This is a genomic window from Janthinobacterium sp. SUN033 (genome assembly GCF_030397595.1).
GTDB classification, from domain to species: Bacteria; Pseudomonadota; Gammaproteobacteria; order Burkholderiales; family Burkholderiaceae_D; genus Janthinobacterium; species Janthinobacterium kumbetense.
The window spans coordinates 188989-209387 of record NZ_JAPQNV010000003.1 but is presented as its reverse complement, the minus strand read 5'-3'; the positions used below and the strand labels follow the sequence as shown (position 1 = coordinate 209387).

The following is a 20399-nucleotide window of genomic DNA, read 5'->3' as shown; positions in this document are numbered from 1 at the left end:
CACACGGGGAAGTTGCTGTATAGCATAGATAAATGTGGCATGCGTCAATCAATCCTGCAACAGCCATTTGCGCGCCGTGGCGATGACGGCGTCCGACAGGGTGCGCGTGAGCGGGGTCTGGATATCCCAGGCATGCCAGGTCAGGGGCACGTCGAGCGCCTGTCCGGCCGCCACGTCGACCAGCCTGCCGGCGGCCAGCGCCGTTTCCGCCTGCAGCAGGGGCACCATGCCGTAAGCATAGCCCGCTTCGATGAAGCGCACGAAGTCGCGCGCCGAACCGAGCACGTGGTGCGGATAGCGGCCCGTGTAGCCGAGGCGGTGTTGCAGGTAGCGCTCGTGCAGCGCATCCTTGCTGCCGAACGTGATGGCGGGCGCCTGGCTGACGGCTTCCACCGTAAAACCATGGGGAAACCATTGCTGCGCGAACGCGGGCGAGGCCACGCACAGGTAGCGCATGCCGCCCAGCGGCGTGGCCGTGGTGCCCGCCACCAGGTCGTTGGCGCTGGTGACGCAGGCAAATACGCGCCCTTCGCGCAACTGGCTCAGGGTGTGGTCCTGGTCGTCGAGGCGGATATCGAGCAGGCAGGACGGCGGCGACAGCAGCGGTCCCAGCGCTTCCGGGATCCAGGTGGCGGCGCTGTCGGCGTTGACGGCGATGGCCAGTTCCGGCAAATGCGTGGTGGGGCCGGGCTGGGCGTCGAGCGCCGCTTCGAGCAACTTGACTTGCCGGTAATGGGCGATCAGGCGCTGGCCCGCTTCCGTGGGCAGGGGCGGGTGGCTGCGGATGATCAATAAAGTGCCTTCCAGGTTTTCCAGGGTGCGGATGCGCTGCGACACGGCCGGCTGGCTGATCGCCAGCGCCTGCGCGGCCTTTTCAAAGCTGCCCAGGCCGATCACGGCGTCGAGGGCGGCCAATCCACGGTAATCGACGACGCGCATAAGTTTCTCTTATATATGGTTAGAATCATTCATTATACTTATATTTACTTTTTCTTTACACTGTTGAAATAGGGTAACAACTCCACTCTCCCGCGCGGTCCTGCTGGTACCGCTACACCCTCCACCTACCTTTGATGACTTTGCCGTTGCCGGCAGAGCGTGGGCGGCCGTGCGCGTGATGGAAAGCAATAAAGGAATCGATATGGACAGCGCAATCTTCTTGAAAGGCATGGGGCTCGGGGCGAGCCTGATCGTTGCCATCGGCACGCAAAATGCCTTCTTGCTGAAACAGGGTTTGAAGCGTCACTACGTGCTCACCTGCATCCTGGTCTGCCTGGTGTGCGATGCGATCTTGATCACGGCCGGCGTGGCCGGCATGGGCACCTTCATTGCAGACAACCCCAATTTCCTGCTGTGGGCCAAGGCCGGCGGCGCCACCTTCCTGATCGCGTATGGCTTGCGTGCCGCTAAGTCCGCCTGGCGCCCAACGGCCCTGACGGTGTCGGCTGCCAAGTCGCCGGAAGGCTACTGGGCCGTGATCGGCGCGGCGCTGGCGTTCAGCCTGCTGAACCCGCACGCCTTCCTCGACACGGTCATCCTGCTCGGCTCGATCGGCGGCCAGCATGAAGGCGTGGGACGCTTTTACTTTGCCGGCGGCGCCATCATGGCTTCGGCCCTGTGGTTCTTCCTGCTGGGCTTTGGCGCCCGCTACCTGGCGCCCGTGTTTGCCAAGCCCATGGCCTGGCGCGTGCTCGACGGCATCATTGCGCTCGTCATGTGGGCCATCGCCGCCTCGCTGTTCCTGTAATCAGCGGGTCAGGAAGGCCAGCACGCGGCTGGCCAGCTTGCCATACGGCGGCCACAGCAGTTTCAATGCACTGTAGCGGGCCTGGTAAAACACGGGCCGCAGCTTGCTGAAGGTGTGAAAGCCTTCGACGCCGTGGTAGTGGCCCATGCCGGACTCGCCCACGCCGCCGAAGGGCAGGTCGTGCTGGCCCACGTGATACAGGGCGTCGTTGACGGACACGCCGCCCGACATCACGCGGTCGATCAGCAACTGCACCGTGTCTGTTTTGTTGCTGAACGGATAGATGGCCAGCGGGCGTGGCCCCGCGTTGATGCTGTCGATCACGGTGTCCAGCCTGGCATAGCCGCGCAGCGGCAGGATGGGGCCGAAGATTTCCCGCGTCAGCAGCAGGCTGTCATCGGGCGCGCCGAGCACGATGTGCGGCGCGATCTTGCGCGTGGCGCGGTCGTAGGCGGTCCCCGGCAACAGCGGAATCACTTGCGCGCCCCGCGCGCGCGCTTCGTCGAGCGCCAGCAGCAGGCGTTCAAAGGCGGGCTCGTCGATGATGGAAGTGTAGTCGGGCGTGTCCAGCCGCGGGTAGCGCGTGGGCACGATGGCGCGTGCGTGTTCGACGAAGGCAGGAATGCTGGCCTCGGGCAGCCAGGCGTGGTCGACGCTGGTGCAGATTTGCCCCGCGTTCAGGAATTTGACGAACAGGATGCGCTCGGCTGCCGTGCGCACGTCGAAATCGGCGCAGACGATGGCCGGCGCCTTGCCGCCCAGTTCCAGCGTGACGGGACACAGATTGCGCGCGGCGGCCGCCATGACGGCGCGGCCCGTCTGGCCGGAACCCGTAAACAACAGGTGGTCGAACGGCAGTTGCGAAAAAGCCATGCCCACGCCGCCCGTTTCGTCAAAGAACTGTAGCTTTTCCGGTGGAAAGTAGGCGGGCATGGTGTCGATCAGCAGCCGCGCCAGGTGGCGCGAGTTTTCGCTCATCTTGACCATGGCGCGGTTGCCGGCGGCGAAGATGTAGGTCAAGGGCACCAGGCTCAGGTTCACGGGAAAATTCCACGGCACGATGACGCCCACCACGCCCAGCGGCTGCGGCATCACGCGGTTGCGGGCGCCAGGGAAGCTGCGCCAGTCCACGCCGCGGCACTGCGGCCGCATCCATTTTTTCAAGTGTTTTAATGCATGGGCGATGCCATCGATGGCGGGAAAGATCTCCGCCAGCAAGGTTTCGTGCCGGGAACGGTTGCCGTAGTCGGCGCTGATCGCCGCGCACAACGCGTCTTTATGGTCGCGGATGAAGCGTTGCAAGGTGTGCAGGTCGCGTTTGCGCTCGGCCAGGGTCGGCACGGGGTGGGCCAGGCAGGCGGCGCGCTGCAAGCGCAGGGCGGCAGTCAGTTCGGTGCTCAATTCCATGTTTTCTGCGACATCAGGCATTGTTTTCCTAGGCCGGCCCGGCAATGCGCGCGCCGTTTCATCACACGTTTCAGCACACTATAGTGGACTCTGCGGATAAGTGCCGCCAGCGTGCCGACGGCGCTGCACGATACGCCGTAAAATGTCCGGCAACTGTACGCTACTCTTTCCAGGAATGCCATGACCTCGACCACGCCAGACTCCCTGCACATCGTGTGCCCCCATTGCGACGCCGTCAACCGCTTGCCGGCGGCGCGCCTGATCGAACAGCCCACGTGCGGCAAGTGCCAGAAGGATTTATTTACGGGCCAGCCCGTGGACCTGGCCAGCGCCCGCTTCCTCAAGCATATCGAACGCAGCGACATTCCCGTGCTGGTCGACTTCTGGGCGCCGTGGTGCGGTCCGTGCCGCAGCATGGCGCCATTCTATGTGCAAGCCGCCAAGACCCTGGAACCCGCATTTCGCGTCGTCAAGGTGAATACGGAAGCGTCGCCGGACCTGGGCAGCCGTTTCAATATCCGCAGCATTCCCACCCTGGCCCTGTTCCGCAGAGGCGTGGAAGTGGCGCGCCAGCCGGGCGCCATCGATGCGCAAGCCATCATCGCCTGGGCGCGCGACAAGGCGCGTTTCTAAACGCACAGGAAAACCATTGAGGTTTTTCATTTGACATTTAATATGGCGCCATATTATATTGCGCCATATGATAAAGCTCGAACAGAAATACACGGCCTTGCTGGGCGACGTGCAGCGCCGCGCCAGCGGTCTCGACATGGCGCAGTCCACGGCGCGCTTGCGCCTGTGCTTTGAAGTGCTGGGCCTGGCCTCCGCCATCGATGGCGATTGCGCCGCGCGCCTGGGCCGGCATGGCTTGTCGGAAGGAAAATTTGTGCTGTTGTCCCTGCTGCGCGACGTGCCAGGCGGACTGTCGCCGCACGAGCTGGCCGAGCGGGCCGGCGTGACGCGCGGCACCATCACGGGCTTGCTCGACGGCCTGGAGCGTGATGGTTTCCTGGCGCGCCACGCGGACCAGGTCGACCGGCGCAAGCTGCTGGTGCGCCTGAGCGCCAAGGGTGACATGGCCGCCGCGACCCTGGTCGACGAGCACGCGCAATGGATCGCCAGCCTGTTTGCCGATTTCACGCCGGAAGAAATGCAGTTGCTGAGTGCGCTGCTGGAAAAAGCCTGGCGCAAGACGGATAGAGGTGAAATGCAGGGTGCGCCATGAGCCGCGGCGTCGCCGACATCGCTCCCGCGCGCCTGGCCCTGCTGAATGGCGGAAGCGTGGCCAGCGCCACCCTGACGGAAGGGCTGGCCATCGATTTCGCCCAGTTGCTGGCTGCGGCCGTGCCCGCTATCGGCGCCGCTCGGCTGGATCAACTGCGCGCGCAGGCAGCAGCCGGCATCACCAAACGCATGGCGCTGGCGGCGCAATTGCTGCTGGAAGCCAACGCCGACCTGGCGCTGCTGCAAGCCCATGCTTCCGACACGGTACGGGGCTGGGTCTGCTTTGCCATCGCCGCCCAAACCGGCTTGACCTTGCCGCAACGGCTGGCGGCCATGCGGCCGCTGGCCGACGATGGGCATTTCGGCGTGCGCGAATGGGCCTGGCTGGCGCTGCGGCCCCATCTGGCGGAGAGCCTTGACGAGGCCATTGCCTTGCTGGCGCCGTGGACGGCTGACCCGTCGGAACGCCTGCGCCGTTTCGCCTGCGAAGCGCTGCGCCCGCGCGGCGTGTGGTGCGCGCATATTGGCCGGTTAAAAGAACAGCCGCAGCTAGCCTTGCCCGTGTTGCACGCCTTGCGCACCGATCCGGCAGTCTATGTGCAGGATTCCGTGGCCAACTGGCTCAACGATGCGGCCAAGAGCCAGCCCGATTGGGTGCGCAGCCTGTGCGCGCAATGGCTGCAGGAAAGTGCCAATGCCGCCACCCAACGCATCTGCAAGCGCGCCCAACGCTCGCTGGCCTGACGATGGATCACTGAAGGAGAAACCATGCATTATCTGTTGGAACTGTACAGCCCGAAACCCGCCTGGCTGGCCCTCGACGCCGCCGCGCGCCAGGCGTATTTCGGCACGGTGGGCGCCGGCATGGCGGCCTTGTCCGGCACGGGCGCCGAAGCGCTGGCCATGGGCGCCATCGATGGCGGCAAGCTGCATGGGGCTGCCCAGCAATTCTATGCCGTCTGGCGCTTCCCGGACGAGGCGGCACTGGACGCCTTGCTGGCCGGCATCGCCGCCACGGGCTGGCATGATTACTTCGACACCATCAATGCGGCGGGACCGGCCGTGGATTTTCCTGCCCACCTGGCGCAACTGGCCGGGGTCTAAGCGTACGCCGTTTTCCTTGCTGCTGCGGTAAAGTTGGCATTTTCATCCGACCATTGACGTTGATGCCAATCAAACTGCTCTCCATCCTGATGCTTGCCCTGGCGCCCATGCTGGCCTCGGCCATTCCTGCCACCCCGCAAGTCCTCGTCGCCGCCGCCCGCAAGCAGGTGGGCGTGACCCTGCAGTACGACCCGCGCTACGAACGGCTCGCCTATCCGGGCGGCGACGTGCCGATGGAACGGGGCGTGTGCACGGACGTGGTGGTGCGCGCCTACCGCCAGCTGGGGCAGGATTTGCAGGTGCTGGTGCACGAAGACATGCGCAAGGCGTGGCAGGTGTACCAGCAGCAGGGGCGCTGGCAGATGAAGGGGCCGGACCGCAATATCGACCACCGCCGCGTGCCGAACCTGGGCACCTACTTTGCCCGTCACGGCACCAGCTTACCGCCAAGCAAGGAAGCGAACGCTTACCGCGCGGGCGACATCGTCACCTGGCGCCTGCCGCGCAACCTCACGCACATCGGCATCGTCAGCGACAAGCAGTCGTGGGGCGGCGTGCCGCTCATCATCCACAACATCGGCGAAGGCGCGCGCGAGGAAAATATTCTATTCAGCTATCCCATCACGGGACACTATCGTTGGCAACCGCGCTGAGGGGCAGGGGAGCGATCTCCTGCAGGATCGCCAGCACCTGGGCCAGCGCCGTGTCGATATCGAGCTTGTCGATGGCGCCATAGCCGAGGAACAGGCCTGCGTGGCGTGCCACGCCATGGTAAAAGCCCGATAGCGCATACAGGCTGATGTCGGCCAGGCGCGCGCGGCGCAGCAATTCGGCGATGTCGAGCGGCGCCTGGGCCAGGGCCGCCACGTGGAAGCCGGCGCTGGCGGGCACCAGGCGGAACCACGGCGACAGCGGGCCGTTGAACCAGTGCTGCAGCCGCTCGCGCCGCCCCGCATAGATATCGTGGCAGCGGCGGATATGGCGCAGCAGATGGCCGTCGCCGATGAACTTGGCCAGCGCATGCTGGCCCAGGCTGGCCGTGTGGCAATCGCTCAGGTATTTCACCGTTTCCACGGCGGCCACGATAGCTTGCGGCAGCACAACATAGCCGAGCCGCAATTCTGGCAGCATGATCTTGGAAAAGCTGCCCACATGCGCGACGACGCCGTAGCGGTCCATGCTTTGCAGGGAATCTTCGGGCCGGCCTTCGTAACGGAAGGCGCTGTCGTAGTCGTCCTCGATGATGATGGCGCCCAGCTGCTGCGCCCGCTCCAGCAAGGCATGGCGGCGCGCCATGCTCATCGGCATGCCCAGCGGAAATTGATGCGCGGGCGTGACATAGATCAGCCGCGTGCCGTCCGGGATTTGTCCGACGATGAGGCCATCCTCGTCCACGTCGATGCCCACCACGCGGGCGCCCTGGCTGGCGAACACGGCGCGCGCCACCGGGTAGCCGGGTTCTTCCACGGCAACCGTGTCGCCTGCTTCCAGCAAGGTCAGCGCCAGCAGGTGCAGGGCTTGCTGCGCGCCGCTGGTGACGAGCACTTGTTCCTCGGTGCAATGGATGCCGCGGCTGAAAGCGGCATGGCCGGCGATCGCCGCGCGCAAGGCCGGCAAGCCGGCGACCGGGCCATAGCGGCCGCGTGCCTGGCCACCCTGGCGCAGCGCGTGCAGCATGCAGGCGCGCCATTCATCCTGCGGGAAGTGCGCGGGCGTGGCGCGCCCGCCGATGAAGGCGTAGCGCGCCGGCTCTTCCTGGCTGGCGCGGCGCAAGGGCGTGGGCGTCGCTTCCCAGCGGGCGATGCGCTGCGCGCTGGCCAGGGGCGTGCTGGCGTGGCGGCGCTGCGGCGACGCGTGCGGCGTCTGCACGAAGCTGCCCACGCCCACTTTGCCGACCAGCAGCTTTTCATAACCGAGCTTGTCATACACGTCGGACACCGTCTTGCGCGACAGGCCCAGCTGGCTGGCCAGCAGGCGCGAGGGGGGCAATTGCTGTCCATCCGTCAGCCGGCCCGAGCGGATGGCCTCGCTGAGCTGGCGGTACAGCTGGCCGCCCAGGTCGCGCGTGCCGTCGATCAGGATATGTAATTCCATGGAGTATCTGCTGGTGGTCTGCTGTTTTTCGGGGGGATTGGCCTGCCGCGTGCTGTTCCTGGGCTACTACAATGGTGCATCTCTACTCCCTCAAGGAATGCATCATGACACAGCAACGACTCGATTTTACACAAGCTTCGCCGGACGCCGTCAAGGCCATGTACGCGCTGGAAGCGGCGATTGCCAGGCTGGGCGTGGAACACTCGCTGCTCGAGCTGATCCGCCTGCGCGCCTCGCAAATCAATGGCTGCGCCTTTTGCGTGGACATGCACACGAGCGACGCGCGCAAGGCGGGCGAAACGGAGCGCCGCCTGTATGCCGTGTCCGTCTGGCGCGAAACGCCGTTCTTCACGCCGCGCGAGCGGGCCGTGCTGGCCTGGACGGAAGCGCTGACCCTGCTGCCGCAAAGCCAGGCGCCCGATGACGTGTATGCGGCGCTGGCGGAACAATTGACGCCGGCGGAAATGGTCAATGTGACCCTGGCCATCGGCTCCATCAATACCTGGAACCGCCTGGCCGTGGGCTTTCGCAAGATGCCCGAATAGTTTCTGTGTTCGTTCGCGAACAGACGCCTGGCTGGTCCCTGCGTAGTCTGGCAAGACAACTTGTCAGCGAGGGAACGGCCATGGAAGTCAATATCAGCGAAGCAATTGAAAAGACACCGGAACAGCTGGAGGAGGCGCGCCGCGAATTCATCGCGGAACTGTGGCGGCGCTTTGAAACCTTGCAGGAATGGGCCGTCAGCCACTGGCCCGACCAGGAACACCCGCTCAGTTCCGCCGACTTCGTCGAGGCGCGCAAGGAAATCTTGAGCCTGCGTTCGCCGGCCGGTTCCCTGAACCAGCCGGCGCAGCAAAATGAAGCGGAACCGGAGCAGGGCGGCGCGCAGTATGTGGATGTGACGCCCGCCCCCTGGCCTTGAGGAGCGCCTGAGAAAACGTCCATGACTGCGTTGCCGTGCCTAGCCGTACTGGCGTACTGCCTGCGGCACGGCGCCTTGTCCTGAACGTTTTTCAGGTGCTTCCGACCTGAAAAATCCGCTGTAAAAGCTACTGCTTGACCGCTTCCGCCGTCCCGCCCTGCGCAAACACCCAGCACAGCAAACTCACCAACAATCCCGCCATCACGCCATACGCCAGGTTCAGGGCGCTGTCGAACAGCAGCGGCGCCACCAGGCCCGACACCAGTGCGAACAGCAGCATCTGGATGAACGACTGCATCGACGATGCCAGGCCGCTGTTGTTGGGGAAGTGGTTCAGGGCCATCAGGGTCATCGGCGGCATGGCGATCGACAGGGCGAACGAGTAGAAGAACAATGGCAGCACGGCCCACGGCACTTCGGCGGCAAAGAAGTAGTTGTAGCCGATGTTGACCAGCGCGGCGATGAGCATCAGGATGAAGCCGGTCCAGATCATCTGGCGCTGGCTGTAGCGGTGCGCGATTTTCGCCGACAGGGCCGAACCGAACACCATGCCGCTAATTAAGGGAATGAACAGCCAGGCGAATGCCGTCTCCGGCAGGTGCAGGATGTTGATGATGAAGTAGGCGGCCGAACCGATGTACAGGGCGAAGCCGCCAAAGGCCGCGCCGATGGCCGTCGACAGCAGCAGGAACTGGCGGTGGCACAGCACTTTCCAGTAATTGACGGCGATGTCGCCCAGGTGGAAGGCGTGGCGCTGCTCCTTCGGCAAGCTTTCCGGCAGCGCGCGCCAGACGACGACGAACATCAGCACGCCGAAGGCCGTCAGGAACCAGAAGATCCAGCGCCAGCCCAGGCCCACTTGCAGCCAGCCGCCCAGCACGGGCGCGATGGCCGGCGCCAGCGCGAACACCATCATGATGTGCGAGAGGATTTTCTGCGCGGCGGCGCCCGAATAGCGGTCTTGCACGATGGCGCGGCCGATGACGGAACCGGCGCCCGCCGACAGGCCCTGCAGCACGCGCCAGGCCAGAAGCCAACCCAGCGACGGCGCCAGCGCGGCGCCCACGGAAGCGATCACATACAGCACCAGCGAGACGAGAATGACGGGACGGCGGCCGAACGAGTCGGACAGGGTGCCGTAAAACAGCATCATGAAGGCGAACGTGAACAGGAAAAAGCTCAGGGTTTGCTGCACCAGCAGGGGGCTGGCATTGAAATCATGCGCGATGGCGGGGAAAGACGGCAGATAGGTGTCAATTGCAAGCGGTCCGACCATCGCCAGGCCCGCCAAAATCCATGTTAATAATTTAGTCATGTTGAACAGTGTTTTTGTTAGTCCGTCATTTTACGCTAGTGACCGGAATCAGGTTTGGCGCCGGCCTTTTTGCCATCCATATGTGTTTTTCGTATATGGAATCTTGAAATTCTTCGTTTGCATCGCTTGCCGCCGCCGCTAAGCTGGGGCGACCCGGCTTGTTTGCCGTTTTCTGGAAGTGATACGCCATGCACAGTATTTATCCCGCGGCGCCCGCCGACGACACGGCCCAGTGGAACCTGGGGCCCGTGATCCAGGCCTTGCGCAGCTCGCGCGAAGACAAGCACAAAATCCGCCATAACGGCAGGGTGCGCGAACTGCCGTCGCGCGAAGCCCTTACCACCATCGTCAACGGCCTGTCGGCAGCCTTGTTCCCCACGCATTACGGGCGGCCCAACCTGACGGACGAAAGCATCGATTATTTTGTCGGCGACACCCTCAACACCACCCTGAACCGCCTCAGCGAGCAGGTGCGGCGCGGCTTGCTCTTTTCCGTGCCGGCCGGCGATGAAGGCGATGGCGCCAGCGACGATGCGGCCCTGGCGCAGCAGGCGCGCGACATCACGCGCGCCTTTGCCGCCAGCCTGCCCGATATCCGCGCGCTGCTGGTGTCGGACGTGCAGGCCGCCTACGCGGGCGACCCGGCCGCCACCTCGGTGGCCGAGATCATGCTGTGCTATCCGGGCACCATCGCCATCCTGTACCACCGCCTGGCGCACCGGCTGCATGCGCTCGGTGCGCCCTTCCTGGCGCGCCTGATCGCCGACATCGCGCACACCTTGACGGGCATCGACATCCACCCGGGCGCGCATATCGGCGCCTCCTTCTTTATCGACCACGGCACGGGTGTCGTGATCGGCGAGACGGCCATCATCGGCCAGCGCGTGCGCCTGTACCAGGCAGTCACCCTGGGCGCCAAGCGTTTTCCAGCCGATGCCAGCGGTGCGCTGATCAAGGGCACGCCGCGTCACCCCATCGTTGAGGACGACGTGGTCATTTACGCGGGCGCGACCGTATTGGGGCGCATCACCATCGGCGCGGGATCGACCATCGGGGGGAATGTGTGGCTGACACAGAGCGTGCCGCCAGAAAGCAATGTATCGCAGGCGCAGATGCGCAACGATTGAAGCGTGGCCGAGAAAACGTCCATGGCGGCGCTGCGCCTTGCCCTGAGCGTTTTTCGGGCACTCTTCGCGCCAGGAGAGGGTTCCTGGCTTTGTGATGACCTTACTTTACCGTCAGCGCTTCATAGCGCGCCACGGGCACGCCATCCTTCAGCAGCAGCAATTCCTGGTCGGCGTAGCGGTAGCCATTGACTTCGCCCAGGGTGGTCAGCAGCAGGCGTTCCAGCTCCATGTCCTGCGGCTGGCACATCATCATGGTGCCGGCCAGCTGTCCAAAGTTCAGGGTGCTGACGCCATCGCTGGTGTAGCCGCCCATCATCTGGTTGCAGCCGCTGTTGCCGCTGGCGCGGCCTTCAGCCAGCAGCAGGGTCACTTCGCGCTGCTCGGGCGCCTTGCGCACCACTTGCTTGCCCTTCAATTCCTTCAGCTTCCACTGCGTGCCCGTCAGCTTCGGTGCCGGCTTGGCGGGCGAGGTGGCGCCTGGCGCAGCGGCGGCAGCGTCGCTGCGCACCGGCGTTTGCGCGCAGCCGGCGGTGATGGCGACGATGGCGGCGAGGGGAATCAGGCTGGCGAGTTTGAACATGGCGGTTCCTTCTTTAAATGAATGGCGCCAGCGTAGCAGATCGGCGCTGCGCCAGCGTGCACGGTTGACAAGCGCATTGGCAAGTTCACTGCTGCTTTTCCTGTTCCAGCCGGGAGTCGAGCACGGTGCGCGCCGCCGCCACATAGGCGCGGCAGGCTTGCGGGTCGACAAAGGCGTCGCTGCCGGCCGTGGCGCTCGCCTCCAGCCGCTCCCACAACTGTGAAGCCTCCGGATGCGCGGAAATGAGCACGTCGCAAGGCATTTTTTCCAGGGTCTCGAAGCTGCGGCGCAAGTCCGCCACCGCATTCGGATACTCGCTGCTGTCGCTGAACTTGAAGCCGGGACGCGAGACGGCGTTGAGGCTGTCCGCGTAGACCATGTTCAGGCAGCGGGGGCCGTCGCACGATTGCCACGTCCAGCTCAAGCCTCCGGGCGTGTGGCCAGGCGTGGCGTGCGCCGTCAGGTTGACGGGACCGACGTTGAACTGGCCGCCGTCGCGCGCCAGGCGCATGTCCTTCACGGGCGGGTATTTGGGCAGCGCGTGGTATTGCGGGTCGTCCGGCCCCACTTCGCCCGACGCCAGGTCCAGCGCCGCCGACGGGCTGGCGGCCACCAGCGCATTGCTGCGCCGCTGCAGTTCGGCCAGGCCGCCCGCATGGTCGATATGGCCGTGCGAATTGAGGATCAGCTTGACGTCCTCGATGCGAAAACCCAGCGTGCCGATATTGGCGATGATCTTGGGCGCCGATTCCGGCAAGCCGCCGTCGATCAGCACGTGGCCCTGCGGCGACGTCACCAGCACGGAACTGAGGCCTTTGACGCCCACATAATAGGTATTGCCGAAGATGCGGAACGGCGCCTGGTCTGCATTCCAGGTGGCGCAGACTTCGCAGCCAGGCGTCGGCGGCGTGACTGGCGCCTGCGCCGATGCCAGGGAGCCATGGCCTGCCAGCAGCGCCAGTGTCAGCGCGCGCGTAAGAGTGGGGGGCATTGCGATCCTTATCCGTGGTGCCAGGGTGGCATATGCTGACATGGAACGGGGCTGGACGCAAACCCTAAGGGGCGGCGGACGGCGCGCCGGCGGCATCCTGCTGGTAGACCAGTTCGATCAGGGTATCGTCCGCATAGCGGGTGTCGCCGATGGGCGACAGGAAGGAGCGGCCTTCCTTTTCCACCTTCAGGGCGATGCGGCGCTCGCCATCGAGCAGGGTGGCGCTGGCGAGAGGCACATCGCTGCGGGTGCCCAACTTGAGCTGCTCGGCGGAGCACCAGTCGGTGGTGCGCAGCAGGGTGCCGACCAGGGTGCGTACCCAGAACGGTATCTCTTTCTTGGCGATGGCAATCGTCACCTGGCATTGCAGGCGCAGGTCGCCCAGGCGGCGCATGCCGGCCGGCACGCCGTCGCTGTGAATGGATGGCTGCCAGCGGTAATTGCCCTTTTTCTTGTTGGTGACCAGGTCCGCGTCCTCGCTGTCGGCCTGCGCGCTGCGCGGCAGCGTGAAACTGCCGTCGGCGGCCAGGGGCAGCGCAATCGACGTTTCGTTGCCGGCGATGCGCAAGGCCAGGTCCTGCATGGCGTCCGCCGGCGCGCGGCTGCCCGCGACCAGTTTGAAGCGCACTTCGCGCGCCCCGGGCGCCAGCGCATGGTATTCATCGAAGGCATCGAGGCCGGCCGCCATCACGCGGTACGATTTCAATTCCGGATTGCGGATGCTGTTGATGTGGATGGACTGGCCGGTCTCCGCCGGCACCGCGGCTGGCGCGTCAGCCTGCGTGCCGGCGTGCGCCGCGAGGTGGCCGAGGGCCAGGATGGCGAGGATGGGAAGGGAAGGAAGGTGCACGTCGCCGCCTGTATGTTTTCAACATGGCAAGCTAACATGAATGACAAGACTTGTCACTGGCGCCGCCGCGCAAGCCTCAGATCGCGTGCGCGGCGTGCAGTTCGCCGAGGATGGCCTCTTTTAATTGCGCCTGCGCCGCTGGTGTGCGCAGGCGGGGCCGGGGCGCGGCCACGTCGTATTGGGCGCGTGGCGGTCCGGCGCGCGTGTCGAGCATGACGATGCGGTCGCTCAGGTACAGCGCTTCATCGATATCGTGCGTCACCAGCAGGACGCTCAGGCCATGGCGCGCGGTGACGGCGGCCAGCAAGTCTTGCAGCTTCATGCGCGTAAAAGCATCGACGGCGGAAAATGGTTCGTCCAGCAGCAGGATGCGGGGCTGGCCAAACAGGCCGCGGGCAATCGCCGCGCGTTGCGCCTGGCCGCCCGACAACTGCTTGGGCAGGCTGTCCGCATGGCCCTGCAAGCCTACTTCCTCCAGCAATTGCGCGACCCTGGGATCGTCTTCGCCTTTGGGACCGAGGCCGAAGGCGATGTTTTGCGCCACTGTCAGCCAGGGAAACAGGCGCGGTTCCTGGAAGATCAGGCCGATGTCAGCATGCACTCCCGCCAGCAGCTTGCCGTCGAGGCGCACGGTGCCGCGAAAGTCCGTATCGAGACCGGCCACGATGGATAGCAGGCTGCTCTTGCCGCAGCCGCTGGCGCCGATCAGGCTGACGATCTCGCCCTGGCGCAGCTGCAATTGCAGGTTATGCAGCACGCGCCGCAGGCCATAGGCTTTGTCATGGATGGCAATGTCGAGTAGGGCAGTCATGCGTGGGGGCTTTCGTCAGGAAGTGGCATAGCTGTCGCGCCAGGCGAGCAAGCGGGTTTCCAGGCGCTGCATCAGGCTGTCGCTGGCCTTGCCCAGCACGGCCAGCAGCACGATGGCCGCGAGCACGATGTCGGCGCGGCTTGTTTCGCGCCCGTCGCTGAGCAGGTAGCCGAGGCCCTGGCTGGCGGCGATCAGTTCTGCCGCCACCATGAACATCCAGGCCAGGCTCAAACCGTTGCGCAAACCCGTGAAGATGGCTGGCAGCGCGGCCGGCAGCAGCACGCGCCGCGCCAGCGCGGGGCGGCTCAAACGGTATAAACGGGCCGCGTCGATCAGCTTGCGGTCCACGTCGCGGATGCCCGACGCCACGCCCATGTACACGGGGAAGAAGGCGCCGATGCCGATCAGGACCAGTTTAGGCGCTTCATCGATGCCTAGCCACAGCAGCAGCAAGGGCACCCAGGCCAGCGAGGGAATGGCGCGCAGGGCCTGGAACGTGGGATCGAGCAGCGCCTCCGCAGTGCGGTTCAAGCCCACCGCCGCACCGAGCACGATGGCCAGCAGTGCGCCGCCCGCAAAGCCGATGGCCACGCGCGCGGTGCTGGCCAGCGCATGGCCGGCCAGGCCCTGGTGCGCCAGTTCGGCGATGGTGGCGCCGATGTCGCTGGGCGCAGGCAGCAGGTTGGCGGGGATGGCGCCCGTGCGCACGCCCAGTTCCGCCGCCAGCAGCGCCAGTACGGGCAGCAGCAGGCCCAGCGCCGCGCGTGGCAAGGGCGGGCGAAAGAGTTTGGGCCGGACGCCCGTGTCGTGGGCCGGTGCCGGCGCGGCGAGCGTGTCTCTGGCCATGAGCGCCTACGCCTTGTTGATGAAGGGGGCGGCGAAGCGCGTGTCGACCAGGTCCGCGATGGCGCGGTTCACGTCGGCGCCGGGTTTGACCAGCGCTTCCTCGGCGAGGATGGGCGCGGCCACCAGCAGGGCTTTCACATGTTCGCTCGACGGCTGCGGATTGCTGAAGTCACTGCGCAGTTTCACCTGCAGCAGCGCCACCGGCAGGCTGACCTTGGCTTCTTCCGACAGGATTTTCGCTGCCTCTGCCGGATTTGCGCGTATCCAGGCGCGCGCCCGCTCGTAGGCCTGTATCACCTTGCCCACTTCGGCGGGGCGGCTGGCCAGGAAGTCCTCGCGCACGTTCAGGAAGCCGTAGGTGTTGAAGGCCACGTTGCGGTAGATCAGGCGCGACCCCGCTTCCAGTTCGCTGGCGGCCATGTGGGGATCGAGCCCGGCCCAGGCATCGACCTTGCCCTGCTCCAGCGCCGCGCGGCCATCGGCATGCTGCAGGCTGACGTGTTCGATGTCGCCGCGCTTGAGGCCCGCCGTCTTCAATGCGCGCAGCAAGAACAGATACGGGTCGGTGCCCTTGGTGGCGGCCACCTTCTTGCCCTTCAAGTCGGCGAGACTGCGGATGGGGCTATCCTTGCGCACCACCAGCGCCGTCCATTCGGGACGCGAAAAAATATACGGCGCGCGGATAGGGTTGCCATTGGCGCGCGCCAGCAGGGCGGCCAGGCCCGCGCTCGAACCGATGTCGATGCTGTTGGCGTTCAGGTATTCGAGTGCGCGGTTGCTGCCCGCGCTGAGCACCCACTTGATGCTGGTGCCGTCCGGCTTGAACGCGTCTTCCAGCCAGCCGAAGCGGCGCAGCACCAGGCTGGTGGGCGAATAATAGGCGTAGTCGAGGCGCAGCTCCTTCAGGGGCGCTTGCGTGGCTGCGCGGGCGAGGCCGGGCAAGGCGGCGATGGTGGCGCCGCTGGCGGCCAGTTGCAAGATGGTTCTGCGTTTCATGGTGTCCTTGAGTGGGAAATCTGATGCGTCAGGCCGCTGCCAGGGCGGCGTCGGCGGGGGCGATGCTGACCTGGCGGCCCGCGTGATCGGCGGGCAGGCGCGGGCCCTGGCCGAAGACCTTGTGGCGCAAGCTGCCTTCCTCGTAATGGGTGCGGTAGCGGCCGCGCCGCTGCAGTTCCGGCACGATGTATTGCACCACGTCGGCCATGCTGTCGTGGGCCACGGCGAAGGCCAGATTGAAACCGTCGATGCCCGTTTCATCGAGCCAGCTTTCCAGCTGGTCTGCCACCTGGCGCGCGTCGCCGACCATGACTGGGCCGCGTCCGCCCAGGCCGATGTATTCGGCCGCTTCGCGCACCGTCCAGCGGCGGTCCGGGTCGGCCTGGCTGAACGAGGCCAGCGCCGAGCGGCCGGCCGGTGAATCGATGTACTCGATGGTGGCGTCAAGCGGGTAGCGGCTGAAATCGACGCCCGTCCAGCCGGACAGCAGGACGAGGGCCGCCTCGATATTCACGTGGCGCAGGTAATCGGCATGCTTGGCGCGCGCTTCTTCCTCCGTGGCGCCCGTGATGACCAGCGCCTGCGCGTAGATCAGCAATGCGTCGCCATCGCGCCCGCTTTGCCGCACGGCGGCGCGCAAGTCGTCCGCGTAACGCTTGACGACTGTCTTGCTGGGGCCACTGACAAAGGTGGCTTCCGCATGGCGCGCCGCGAAGCGCGTGCCGCGCGGCGAGGTGCCCGCCTGGAACAGCAGCGGCGTGCGCTGCGGCGACGGCTCGCACAAATGGATGCCGGGCACCTGGTAGTGGCGCCCGGCATGGTTGATCGGATGCACGCGGGCCGGATCGGCATAGATGCCGCGCGCCTTGTCGTTGACGACGGCGTCGTCGTCCCAGCTTTTTTCCCACAGCTTGTAGACGACGTCCAGGTATTCGTCGGCCAGGTCGTAGCGTTCGTCGTGCCCCAGTTGCTGGTTCAAGCCCAGGTTGCGCGCCGCGCTATCGAGATAGCCGGTGACGATATTCCAGCCGATGCGCCCTTTCGTCAGGTGATCGAGGGTGGAGATGCGGCGCGCGAACGTGTACGGGTGCTCGTAGGTGAGGGCGCAGGTGACGCCAAAGCCAAGGTGCGTGGTGGCCTGCGCCATGATGGGCACGAGCGCCAGCGGGTCGTTCAGCGGCACCTGCACGCCGTGTTCCAGGGCCGCATCGAGGCTGCCCCGGTACACGTCATACACGCCCAGCACGTCGGCGAGGAAAACCGCGTCGAACAGGCCCGCTTCCAGCAGTTGCGCCAGTTCGGTCCAGTGTTCGGGATCGGTATAGCGGTGGCTGCGGTCGCGCGCATGCGTCCACAGCCCCGGCGACTGGTGGCCGACGGTATTCATCTGGAAGGCGTTGAAGCGTATCGACTTGGCCATGGCTTATTTGGCCGCCGTCTGCAAGGCTTGCTGGTAATCGGGTTTCGAGTAGCCGGCAAAGTGCTTGTTCGTGATGTCGAGGAATTCGCGCGAGCGGTAGGCGGCCGCAAGGTCTTTCGCAAACTGCTTGTCCTTGTCCGCCGTGCGGATGGCCACCAGGTTGATGTAGTTGGGCGAGATTTTCTCGGCCACCAGCGCATCCGTCAGCTTCAGCCCGGACGCCAGCGCGTAATTGCCGTTGATGAAGGAGTAATCGGTGTCGCCCAGCGAGCGTGGCAGTTGCGCCGCTTCCAGCGGCAGCAGCTTGATTTTCTTGGTGTTGACGGCGATATCCTTTTCCGACGCGCGCACGGGGTCGAAGCTGGGGCGCAGCTTGATCCACCCCAGCTGGTCGAGCAGCACCAGCGTGCGCGCCTGGTTGGTCGGATCGTTCGGCAAGCCCACCGTCGTGCCTTCCTTCACGTCGTCCAGGGTCTTGTGCTTCTTGCTGTAGATGGCGATCGGCGCCGTGGGGATCGTGATCAGGTCCGTCAGCGCCAGTTTGTGTTCCAGCGCGAATTTCTTCAGGTAGACGATGTGCTGGAAGACGTTGGCGTCCAGCGAACCCTCGGCCAGCGCGAAGTTCGGCTGGATGTAGTCGTTGAATTCCACCAGCTTGACCTTGTAGCCCTGCTTTTCCAGGATGGGCTTGATGCCCAGCTTGATCTGGTCTGCGTACGGCCCGGCGCTGGTGCCGATGGTGATGTCCTTCGGGTCCTTGGCGTGGGCGAAGGTGGCCGTCAAGGCCAGGGTCAGGGCGCTGAGGAGGAGGATGCTGCGGCGGGCGATGGTCATGGTGGCTCCTTGGTGGGTGAATCAGGAATACGCGGTTGGTTCGGGCACCGTGCCGGTCAAGGCAAAGCGTCCCAGGTCGCGCAGCTTGTAGTCGATGGGGTCGTGCAGGGTATGCACGCGCACGTTGCGCCAGTAGCGGTCGAAGCCGTATTGGGCCGAGGTGGAGCGGGCGCCCGTCAGTTCGAACATCTGGCTGCTGATTTCCAGTCCCGCCTGGTGCGCCAGGCACTTGGCTTCGGCCACGGCGACGGCCAGCAAGCCCCGTTCGCGCGCCGTCACCAGCGCGCCCTTGCGGAACACTTTTTCCAGTTCCTGCGCCGCCGCGTCGGCCAGCACCTGCGCGGGGCGCAGCAAGAGCCACAGCTGGCCATAGCGGTGCTGTACCAGGGGGTCGTCCGTTGCCTTGGCCACGCCCGAGGCAAACCAGGCTTTCGCCTGTTCGTCCGTGTAGCGGCGCGCCGCCTCGAATGCGCCTTCGGCGATGCCAAGGTACAGGTTGGCCATGATCAGCTGCGCGATCTGCGAGCGCACGGTGGCTTGCGGCGTGGCGGCCTGCGCGGGCGCCTGCAGCACCAGCTCGCGCGGCAGGGCCACTGCCTGGAAATGCACATTGCCGCTGTCCGTCTGGCGTTGGCCGAAGGCGTCCCAGTCCGCCTGCACGGTCACGCCATCCTGGCGCGTGGGCAGGGCGGCGATCAGCGCCGTCTGCGTGGGCGCGTGCCAGGCCGAGACGGTCAGCCAGTCCGAGCCCACGGAACCGGAAGAAAAGCTCTTGATGCCGTCAAGGGTGAAACCGTCGTCGCTGTCGGTCGCGGTGACCCGTTTGTCGAGGGGATTCAAGGCATTGCCCCAGAACAGGCGCTCGTCGACGGTCAAGGTGAGCAGGCGGCGCTGCTGCTGCGCGCTGCCATACAGCTGCAGGCCGGCCAACTGCAAATGGTGGAAGCCGAAGACATGCGCCAGCGCGCTGTCGGCCCGCGCCAGGATGCGGATTACCTGGTACACGAGGGGCCAGGACGCGCCCTGGCCGCCGAATTCCACGGGGATCGACAAAGTCAGCAGACCCGACTCGCGCAGCCATTCGCGTTCCTGCGCCGCGTGCCCGCCAGCCTGGTCGCGGGCATTGGCCGTTTCGGCCAGGCGCGCGGCCAGCTTTGTTGCGATGCGGATGGCGTCCTGCAGGGGGTCCGGCACAGGCGGCTGGGGACGGGCGGCATGGAGAAAAACGCTAGACATGGGTGACATTCCAGAAAGACGATGACGCCGATATTGCACCGCCAGGCGTGCGCCGTACACGAAGAAAACCGCGCATGCATATGCGAAAAAAGCCGCGCGGAAGCCGGCGCCTCCGCTTGCGGGGCGTCAGGCCCGAATAGTCGAAAAACGCATATCGAAGCGCGAAAGCATTCGTTTTGCCGGACTGCTGATGGCGATAGGCTGCAAGCATCCGAGCAACTCCAATCCGACAACCTACAGGGACGGGCATCACATGAGCATCTTGTTATTGGGCGGTAGCCCGCAACTCCCCTCGAGTTCCAGCCGCCTGCTGCTGCATATCGGCGAACAGCTGGCGCTGCAGGGCCACAGCTACGTCAAGCTGCATGTACGCGACCTGCCGGCGCGCGCCTTGCTGCTGGCTGACTACGACGATGCGGCGATTGCCCGCGCCGTGCGCGCCGTGGCCGACGCCGACGCCATCGTGATTGCCACGCCCATCTACAAGGCGTCGTATACAGGGTTGCTGAAAGCCTTCCTCGACCTGCTGCCGCAAGATGGCCTGGCCGGCAAGCTGGTGCTGCCGCTGGCCACGGGCGGCGGCCATGCCCACACCCTGGCGCTCGACTACGCGCTGCGTCCCGTGCTGCATGCGCTGGGCGCCAAGCAAGTCTTCACCAGCATCTACGCGAATGCGCAGCAGCTGGCGTGGCACGAAGAACGGGGCCTGAGCCTGGATGCGCCGATTGCCGAACGCGTGCAGGCGGGCATCGAGGAACTCTCCACCGGCCTGTTCGTGCTGCAGGGGCAGCGCCCGCCCGCGCCCGCCGATATTTCTGTCCCCGTGCGTTCGCTGCAAGACCAGCCTTACGCGCCCCAGTATCAAGCCGCCTGATTATTCACCGACCAAGGAACT

Annotated in this window: 23 protein-coding genes; 10 read left to right on the top strand and 13 right to left on the bottom strand. The window is 65.4% G+C overall.

Annotated features, from left to right (window positions below; all coding sequences use genetic code 11):
- Nucleotides 1-48: 48 nt before the first annotated feature.
- Nucleotides 49-939 (bottom strand): LysR family transcriptional regulator ArgP, encoded by an 891-nt coding sequence (locus OX460_RS14015; RefSeq protein ID WP_034785706.1) that lies wholly within the window; start codon nt 937-939, stop codon nt 49-51.
- A 202-nt stretch (nt 940-1141) separates the two neighbouring features.
- On the opposite strand from OX460_RS14015, the gene OX460_RS14010 reads away from it, so the two are divergent.
- Entirely contained in the window at nt 1142-1747 is a 606-nt protein-coding gene (locus OX460_RS14010) for a LysE/ArgO family amino acid transporter (RefSeq protein ID WP_034785705.1), read from the top strand.
- Here OX460_RS14010 and OX460_RS14005 read toward each other — a convergent pair whose 3' ends face one another.
- Nucleotides 1748-3175, bottom strand: coding sequence for a coniferyl aldehyde dehydrogenase (locus OX460_RS14005; protein WP_289899022.1), 1428 nt, complete (start codon nt 3173-3175; stop codon nt 1748-1750). It lies immediately after the preceding gene.
- Nucleotides 3176-3334: 159 nt separating this feature from the next.
- On the opposite strand from OX460_RS14005, the gene trxC reads away from it, so the two are divergent.
- The 5 genes from trxC (at nt 3335) to OX460_RS13980 (ending at nt 6135) form a co-directional block, all read left to right on the top strand.
- Nucleotides 3335-3787 carry a thioredoxin TrxC gene (gene trxC / locus OX460_RS14000; protein WP_099664582.1) on the top strand — a complete coding sequence of 151 codons (453 nt, stop codon included), beginning with the start codon at nt 3335-3337 and terminating at the stop codon, nt 3785-3787.
- A gap of 70 nt (nt 3788-3857) precedes the next feature.
- Nucleotides 3858-4379: a MarR family transcriptional regulator gene (locus OX460_RS13995; RefSeq protein WP_289899359.1), complete on the top strand. Its 522-nt coding sequence runs from the start codon at nt 3858-3860 to the stop codon at nt 4377-4379.
- Complete coding sequence (locus OX460_RS13990) at nt 4376-5122, top strand: HEAT repeat domain-containing protein (protein WP_289899021.1); 747 nt, start codon at nt 4376-4378, stop codon at nt 5120-5122. Before OX460_RS13995 ends, OX460_RS13990 begins: the two co-directional genes overlap by 4 nt.
- 24 nt (nt 5123-5146) lie before the next feature.
- Complete coding sequence (locus OX460_RS13985; protein ID WP_251351150.1) at nt 5147-5482, top strand: DUF6616 family protein; 336 nt, start codon at nt 5147-5149, stop codon at nt 5480-5482.
- A gap of 62 nt (nt 5483-5544) precedes the next feature.
- Nucleotides 5545-6135: a DUF1287 domain-containing protein gene (locus tag OX460_RS13980; protein WP_289899020.1), complete on the top strand. Its 591-nt coding sequence runs from the start codon at nt 5545-5547 to the stop codon at nt 6133-6135.
- On the opposite strand, the gene OX460_RS13975 is transcribed toward OX460_RS13980, so the two are convergent.
- Entirely contained in the window at nt 6104-7576 is a 1473-nt protein-coding gene (locus OX460_RS13975; RefSeq protein WP_289899019.1) for a PLP-dependent aminotransferase family protein, read from the bottom strand. The genes OX460_RS13980 and OX460_RS13975 overlap by 32 nt on opposite strands.
- Nucleotides 7577-7680: 104 nt before the next feature.
- Here OX460_RS13975 and OX460_RS13970 point away from each other — a divergent pair, with 104 nt between their 5' ends.
- Together OX460_RS13970 and OX460_RS13965 are read left to right on the top strand one after the other, a co-directional pair.
- Nucleotides 7681-8121 carry a carboxymuconolactone decarboxylase family protein gene (locus OX460_RS13970; protein WP_035817618.1) on the top strand — a complete coding sequence of 147 codons (441 nt, stop codon included), beginning with the start codon at nt 7681-7683 and terminating at the stop codon, nt 8119-8121.
- Nucleotides 8122-8201: 80 nt separating this feature from the next.
- Complete coding sequence (locus OX460_RS13965; protein WP_289899018.1) at nt 8202-8498, top strand: hypothetical protein; 297 nt, start codon at nt 8202-8204, stop codon at nt 8496-8498.
- 127 nt (nt 8499-8625) lie between these two features.
- Here OX460_RS13965 and OX460_RS13960 read toward each other — a convergent pair whose 3' ends face one another.
- Complete coding sequence (locus OX460_RS13960; RefSeq protein WP_289899017.1) at nt 8626-9813, bottom strand: multidrug effflux MFS transporter; 1188 nt, start codon at nt 9811-9813, stop codon at nt 8626-8628.
- Between the two features lie 188 nt (nt 9814-10001).
- On the opposite strand from OX460_RS13960, the gene epsC reads away from it, so the two are divergent.
- On the top strand, nt 10002-10940 hold the full coding sequence (gene epsC / locus OX460_RS13955) for a serine O-acetyltransferase EpsC (protein ID WP_077402556.1): 939 nt from the start codon (nt 10002-10004) through the stop codon (nt 10938-10940).
- 100 nt (nt 10941-11040) lie between these two features.
- Here the strand turns inward: epsC and OX460_RS13950 are convergent, their stop codons facing one another.
- The 9 genes from OX460_RS13950 to OX460_RS13910 all read right to left on the bottom strand — a co-directional run bounded on the left by OX460_RS13950 (nt 11041) and on the right by OX460_RS13910 (nt 19504).
- Nucleotides 11041-11520: an META domain-containing protein gene (locus OX460_RS13950; RefSeq protein WP_180278578.1), complete on the bottom strand. Its 480-nt coding sequence runs from the start codon at nt 11518-11520 to the stop codon at nt 11041-11043.
- Nucleotides 11521-11605: 85 nt separating this feature from the next.
- A complete protein-coding gene (gene bla / locus OX460_RS13945) occupies nt 11606-12511 on the bottom strand; it encodes a subclass B3 metallo-beta-lactamase (protein WP_289899016.1) in 906 nt (301 codons plus the stop codon).
- A 64-nt stretch (nt 12512-12575) separates the two neighbouring features.
- Nucleotides 12576-13361, bottom strand: a complete 786-nt coding sequence (locus OX460_RS13940) for a hypothetical protein (RefSeq protein WP_289899015.1) — start codon at nt 13359-13361, stop codon at nt 12576-12578.
- A 76-nt stretch (nt 13362-13437) separates the two neighbouring features.
- Nucleotides 13438-14172 carry an ABC transporter ATP-binding protein gene (locus OX460_RS13935; RefSeq protein WP_289899014.1) on the bottom strand — a complete coding sequence of 245 codons (735 nt, stop codon included), beginning with the start codon at nt 14170-14172 and terminating at the stop codon, nt 13438-13440.
- A gap of 15 nt (nt 14173-14187) precedes the next feature.
- Nucleotides 14188-15018: an ABC transporter permease gene (locus OX460_RS13930; protein ID WP_251351160.1), complete on the bottom strand. Its 831-nt coding sequence runs from the start codon at nt 15016-15018 to the stop codon at nt 14188-14190.
- A 6-nt stretch (nt 15019-15024) separates the two neighbouring features.
- Nucleotides 15025-16014 carry an aliphatic sulfonate ABC transporter substrate-binding protein gene (locus tag OX460_RS13925; RefSeq protein WP_251351161.1) on the bottom strand — a complete coding sequence of 330 codons (990 nt, stop codon included), beginning with the start codon at nt 16012-16014 and terminating at the stop codon, nt 15025-15027.
- 28 nt (nt 16015-16042) lie between these two features.
- Entirely contained in the window at nt 16043-17434 is a 1392-nt protein-coding gene (locus tag OX460_RS13920; protein WP_289899013.1) for an LLM class flavin-dependent oxidoreductase, read from the bottom strand.
- A 3-nt stretch (nt 17435-17437) separates the two neighbouring features.
- Nucleotides 17438-18268: a MetQ/NlpA family ABC transporter substrate-binding protein gene (locus tag OX460_RS13915; RefSeq protein WP_289899012.1), complete on the bottom strand. Its 831-nt coding sequence runs from the start codon at nt 18266-18268 to the stop codon at nt 17438-17440.
- 21 nt (nt 18269-18289) lie between these two features.
- Nucleotides 18290-19504 carry an acyl-CoA dehydrogenase family protein gene (locus OX460_RS13910; protein WP_289899011.1) on the bottom strand — a complete coding sequence of 405 codons (1215 nt, stop codon included), beginning with the start codon at nt 19502-19504 and terminating at the stop codon, nt 18290-18292.
- 253 nt (nt 19505-19757) lie between these two features.
- Between OX460_RS13910 and ssuE the strand changes: the two genes are divergently transcribed.
- Entirely contained in the window at nt 19758-20378 is a 621-nt protein-coding gene (gene ssuE / locus OX460_RS13905) for an NADPH-dependent FMN reductase (protein WP_289899010.1), read from the top strand.
- Nucleotides 20379-20399: the final 21 nt, after the last annotated feature.